Annotated in this window: 3 protein-coding genes; all 3 read left to right on the top strand. The window is 71.4% G+C overall.

All coding sequences use genetic code 11. The features are described 5' to 3' along the window. The coding region (locus tag E1300_RS47360; RefSeq protein ID WP_370786175.1) for a MinD/ParA family ATP-binding protein at nt 1-978 on the top strand (978 nt) is incomplete at its 5' end. A gap of 166 nt (nt 979-1,144) precedes the next feature. Beyond that, nucleotides 1,145-3,634 carry an ATP-binding protein gene (locus tag E1300_RS47355; protein WP_131763805.1) on the top strand — a complete coding sequence of 830 codons (2,490 nt, stop codon included), beginning with the start codon at nt 1,145-1,147 and terminating at the stop codon, nt 3,632-3,634. Further along, the coding region (locus tag E1300_RS47350) for a type IV secretion system protein (RefSeq protein ID WP_131763804.1) at nt 3,631-5,333 on the top strand (1,703 nt) is incomplete at its 3' end. The genes E1300_RS47355 and E1300_RS47350, both read left to right, overlap by 4 nt.

Below are 5,333 nucleotides of genomic sequence, written 5' to 3'. Positions count from 1 at the left end.
ATGCCGATCGCCGACAGCAGCGCCCCGATCGTCGTCGGGATCAGGCAGACCAGCAGCGACACCAGCACGACGCCGATCACGCCGCCGGATCCCGAGCACGAGGTCACCACCGGCGGGCTGCGGCGGCTCATCCAGGCCGTCGGCGGCGGGCACGGCGAGGTGGACGCCGAGTACCAGATGCGGTTGCAGCAGCCGTTCCACGGGACGCGGCACATCGTCGTGCTCGGGTGCACGGGCGGGGCGGGGCAGACCGTGACCGCGCTGATGCTGGGGCATACGTTCTCCCAGCACAACGGGGAGCCGGTCGTCGCGATCGACGTGAACCCGGGGCCGGGCGCGCTGGCGCGGCGGACGCGCAGCGAGACCAACGAGACGCTGACCGGGCTCATCACGCGCGCCGACCAGGTGGGCAGCCTCACCGCGATGCGCCGGTACACGTCGCAGGCCAAGTCGGGCCTCGACGTCATCGCCGCGGGCAAGAACCCGCTCCAGGCGCTCGACGACCGCGACTACGCGGTCGCCATCCGGACGATCGACAAGTTCTACTCGGTGACGCTGCTGGACGCGGCCGCTGCGGTCGTCGCGCGGGTGCTGCCGTACGCGGACCAGATCGTGCTGGTCGCGCCGGCGAGCGCGGACGCGCCGCGCGCGGTGGCGATGACGTTCGAGTGGCTGGACGGGCACGGGTACGAGGAGCTGAGGTCGCGGGCCGTGACGGTGATCAACGGGGTGAGCCGCCGCAGCATGGACGACGTCGAGCAGGCCGAGGCCGTGGCGCGGGGCCGCTGCCGGGCCCTCGTCCGCATCCCGTGGGATGATCACCTGAGCATGGACCGGGCGCCCCGCAACGAGCTCAAGTCGTTGCGCGCGCCGACGCGGCGTGCCTATCTTGCCCTCGCCGGCGTGGTCGCCGGCGGGTTCACCGTCGTGCCCGAGCGTTACCAGGAGCTTCAGCAGGAGCAGGAGGCCACCCGATGAGCGCCCCTCGCGGGCATCGAGCGGACCCGACCGGGGCGCGGGCGTGCCTGGCCGGCGGGCCTGACGTTCATGACCGTCCGGACGCAGAAGAGTCTCCCGGGCAGCCCTTCACCCCACGTCGCGCGTCGGGAGAATCAGTGATCGGAACGGGAGTCGGGAGGACGGCATGAGCAAGTCCAGCCGGCTCGCGGTCCGGTACTTCGACGACCGGGTGCTGCTCACCGACAACGCCGCGTGGGCCTACTTCCGGCTGCCGACGGTGTCGTACGAGTTCACCACCGGTGAGGAGCGCGAGGCGCTCGCCACGAACATCACGATCGCGCTCGCGGGCATCCGGATGCAGGACGCCGAGGTGCACCTGAGGATCGCGCACCGGACGTATCCGGCGGCGGAGTGGGCGCTGGCGCTCGACCGGACGTCCGACGGCGGGTCCGGGTGGCGGGAGTACCTGGAGGAGACCTACGCCCACGTGTGGGCCAAGGACTTCTGGACGAAGGAGGTGTACCTCGGGGTCCGGCTCGGGCCGCGGGGGATGGGCGCGCACCTGTCCGGAGGGGTGATGTCGCAGCTCCTCGGGTTCTACAAGCGCAGCGAGAACGTCCTCGGGGTGAACGACGACGCGATCGACAAGAGGGAGATCGGCCGCTGGACGGAGCAGGCCGAGCGGATCGGGCGCGCCCTAGGGGGGTCGGCCCTCTACGCGCGGCACGCCACCTCGACCGAGGTGGCGTGGCTGTTCCAGCACGCGGTGACGGGCTCGCTGGCCGATCCGCCGCCGTCCGCGGTGCCGCGCCGGACGTGGGGCAAGGGCGAGATCGAGTCGCTCGTCGAGGGCGCCATCCACAACGGGCGCTCGTACCTGCGGGTCGAGCAGCCGAACTACACCGGGGCGGGCGGGGGCGCCACGGCGGCGTCCTACGTGGCGTACCTGTCGTTCGCGCGGTTCCCCGACATGATGCCGTTCCCGGACGGCGAGCCCTGGTTCCACTACGCGGACGCGCTGCCGTTCCCCGTGGAGATCAGCGCGCGGATGAAGCTGATCCCGCCCGCGAAGGCGTCCAAGGACGTCTCGCGGAAGCTGGCGCACGCCCGGGACATGGACCAGCACATCCGGGAGGCCGGCGCGGAGGCGCCGATCGCGCTCGCCGAGCAGATCGACGCGGCGCGGATGCTGGAGCACGGCATCACCAAGGAGCGGCTGCCGTTCGTGTACGGCTGGCACCGGCTCATCGTGTCGGCGCCGACGGAGGAGCTGCTCGCGCAGCGGGTGGACGCGGTCGTGGAGCACTACCGCGACATCGGCATCGACGTCGTCAACTCGACCGGGGACCAGTTCTCGCTGTTCCTGGAGTCGCTGCCCGGTGACCGGATCCGGCTGAACGCCTACGCGCAGCGCCAGCCGCTGCGGACCATCGCGGGCGGGATGCCCGTCGCCACCGTCGACCTCGGCGACCGTCCGGACGAGAACGGCGAGGGCTGGATCGGCCCGTACATCGGCGAGACACTCGGCCGGGCCCGCTCCATCGTCCACTTCGACCCGCTCGTCGCGGCGGCGCGGAACCGCCCGACGGCCGTGGCGATCACCGGTGAGCCCGGCGGCGGCAAGACCACCCTCGCGCTGCTGCTGATCTACCAGATGGCGCTGCGCGGCGTCACGGTCGCCGCGATCGACCCGAAGGGCGACGCCGAGTCCCTGGTGCAGCTGCTGCGGGCGCGGGGCCGCAAGGCGCGGATCCTGCCGCTCGGCTCGGCCGCGCCGGGCCTGCTCGACCCGTTCTCGTTCGGCGACGACCTCGCGGCGAAGAAGACGATGGCGACCGAGACGCTGCGGCTGCTGCTGCCGCGGATGTCGGAGGAGCGCGAGTCCGCGATGATCCAGGCGGTGGGCGCCGTCGCCAACGCCGAGCGGCCCTCGCTCGGACGGGTCGTCGACTACCTGGAGAGCGCCGCCGACCCCGCGTCCAAGAACCTCGGCGCGGTGCTCCGCTCGATGTCGGAGATGCGGCTCGCGCGGCTGTGCTTCGACCCGTCCGGCGGGGAGCGGATCGACAGCGACGGCTGGACGACCGTGTTCACCCTCGGCGGCCTCACGCTCCCGGACGTGGCCATCAACCGGGAGGACTACTCCTACGAGCAGCGCCTGTCGGTCGCGCTGATGTACCTGGTGTCGCAGTTCGCGCGGCGGCTCATGCACGGGCTCGACCGGCGGCTGCCGAAGGCCATCTTCCTGGACGAGGCGTGGGCCATCACATCGACGCCGGAAGGCGCCAAGCTGGTGCCGGAAGTGTCGCGTATGGGCCGTTCTCGCAACACTGCGTTGATCCTGGTCTCGCAGAACGCCGGAGACCTCTTGAATGAACAGGTGACCAACTGCCTGTCGTCGGTGTTCTCCTTCCGCTCGACCGAACGCGTCGAGGTGGGCAACGTCATGTCGCTCCTCGGGGTGGAGGCGTCCGACGAACACAAGGCGGTGCTGCGCAACCTCGGCAACGGCGAGTGCATCTTCCGCGACCTCGACGGCCGGGCGGGGCGCATCGGCGTCGACCTGATCTCCGAGGAACTGCAACGCTGGCTCGACACCAACCCGACCCGGTCCCATCCGGGCCAGTCCGAGCTCACCGCGGCGGGGGCCGAGGTCGAGGAGGTCAGCAGATGAGGGGTCCCCGCCGTCCGATGGCGCGCCTGCAGCGCTCGCCCGGCGAAGGGCTGGACCGCACGTGCCTCGACCGGCCCCGCCGGTCCCCCCGCCGCACCCGCCGGCCCCGCACCAGGCGGTCGGTGCTGCTGCTGGTCATCATGGCGCTGTTCCTGGTGAGCCCCGTGTCGCCCGCCGCGGCGTCGATCCCGCTGCCGAGTCCGAGCGACGCCTGCCGTCCGGCGGACAGTCCTGCCCCGGAGCAGTACGGGTCCGGTACGGACGGGCTCATCAAGCCGCCCGACTATCCGAACGCCAAGCTGCAGAAGACCCCGGTCGACCGGCTGACGTACTACGACCGGTACGGCACCGCGGGGCAGACGTGGTACGCGGTCGACATGGGCTGCTCGGACGCGATGGCGATGATGGGCAACGCCCTCGCCAACACGACGTTCACGCTCGTCCGGGCGATCGACCGGACGACGATCAGCGTGTACCAGGCGGCCGCGTCGGAGTCGCTGCTGAGCTGGCTGAAGGACACCGTCGACGGCGTCATCAGCGGCATGGGCAAGACGTTCAACGCCCGGTACTGGTCGTGGGTGGTCATCCTCGGCGCGATGTGGCTGGCCTGGTGGGGGCTGGTCCGGCGGCGGGCCAGCAAGGTCACCGAGGGCGTGATCTGGATGGTCGCGGCGATGGTGGCGCTGATCTGGCTGGTCGCGCGGCCCGCGGACTTCACCACGCTCGGGACGAAGGTGTCGGAGGCGACGAGCGCCGCGTTCAACGCGGCGCTGCCGCAGAGCGACACCAAGGGCGGGACGTGCGTGCCGCCGCCGGAGGGCAGGCAGGACCCGGCGTCCTCGCCGAACCTGGACGCGACGACCCGCAACGCGAACGGGCTGTGGGTGGCGCTGGTCTGCAAGCCCTGGTTGCAGGGCGAGTTCGGCACGACCGACCCGAACGCCAAGGTCGTCAAGGACAACGCCGACAAGCTGCTGTGGGCGCAGGCGGTGGACCTGCCGGAGACCTACGGCGGGCAGAAGGTCGATCTCGGGCAGAAGTCCGACGCCTACAAGGACGTGTCCAAGAGCATCAAGGACCAGCATCCCGGCGTCTATCCGCTGTTCCAGGGCAAGAACTGGACGAACCGGCTGGCCGTGGCGTTCGGCGGGCTGTTCGCGGCGCTGGTCGCGGGGCTGCTGATCATGGTGATCGCGATCGCGCTGATCGTGGTGAAGATCGCGTTCCTGCTGCTGCTCGTGGCGGGGCCGATCTTCCTCGGCATCGGCATCCATCCGGGCATCGGACGGGTGATCGCCGTCCGCTGGCTGGAGCTGCTGCTGTCGATGCTGCTCAAGCAGGCGGCGCTGATCGGCGTGCTGTCGCTGCTGCTGTGGGCGTACGGGCTGATCCTCGGCGAGACGCTGCCGTGGGGCCTCCAGATCCTGCTGATCGCGCTGGTGACGTTCGCGGCGTTCATCTACCGCAAGCCGTTCCAGCACCTGTTCTCCGCCGTCGGCTACTCGGCGGTGGGGGCGCGTGAGAAGGGCGAGGCGCAGCTCGACAAGTCGGTGGTGGAGGCGCGCAAGAGCACGGCGGCGGTCGCGGGCGCGGTGGTGCCCGGCGCGGCCGGGTACCGGCTGGGCCGCTGGGGCAAGCGCGACGCGGCCGCCGACGCGGCCGGGGCGCTGACCGACGCGTCGGTCGGCTCGGGCGTGGC

It is taken from the genome of Actinomadura fibrosa, assembly GCF_900659615.1.
Lineage (GTDB): Bacteria > Actinomycetota > Actinomycetes > Streptosporangiales > Streptosporangiaceae > Spirillospora > Spirillospora fibrosa.
This window is presented reverse-complemented; position numbering and strand designations above follow the sequence as displayed.